This is a genomic window from Thermus aquaticus (assembly GCF_001280255.1).
GTDB classification, from domain to species: Bacteria; Deinococcota; Deinococci; order Deinococcales; family Thermaceae; genus Thermus; species Thermus aquaticus.
The window spans coordinates 1-350 of the sequence record NZ_LHCI01000068.1 but is presented as its reverse complement, the minus strand read 5'-3'; the positions used below and the strand labels follow the sequence as shown (position 1 = coordinate 350).

Genomic DNA, 350 nt, shown 5'->3' with positions numbered 1-350 from the left:
CCCGCCTGGCCCCTTCGTCTAGGCTCCTGCGGTCCAGCCCCTCTCCGATGAAGACCAGGTGGTTCAGGCCGTCCCTGGCCTCGGCAAAACCCAGCTCCAGGTGGAAGACCAAGGGCTTGGGGGCCTCCCGGAGCCGGACCACCCCCTTGCCCCGGAGGAGACGGGAGCCGTGCAGGAGGAGGAGGACCCCTTTGAGCCAGGCTTCGAGGTCCCCCAGGGAGGCCTCCCCTGGGAGGACCACCACCCGGGCGTGGGCGTGGAGGTGGACCCCAGGGTGGAGGATGCGCAGGCTCCGGGGCGGGAAAAGGACCTCCTCCACCCCCACCCCCCCCCCCCCCCCGCCGGGCCGG

General features: G+C 73.1%; 1 protein-coding gene. It reads right to left on the bottom strand.

Annotated elements, in window-relative coordinates; translation table 11 throughout:
• Nucleotides 1–319: CobW C-terminal domain-containing protein (locus BVI061214_RS00410; RefSeq protein WP_162207986.1), on the bottom strand; the 319-nt coding region annotated here is incomplete at its 3' end.
• Between the last annotated feature and the right edge of the window lie 31 nt (nucleotides 320–350).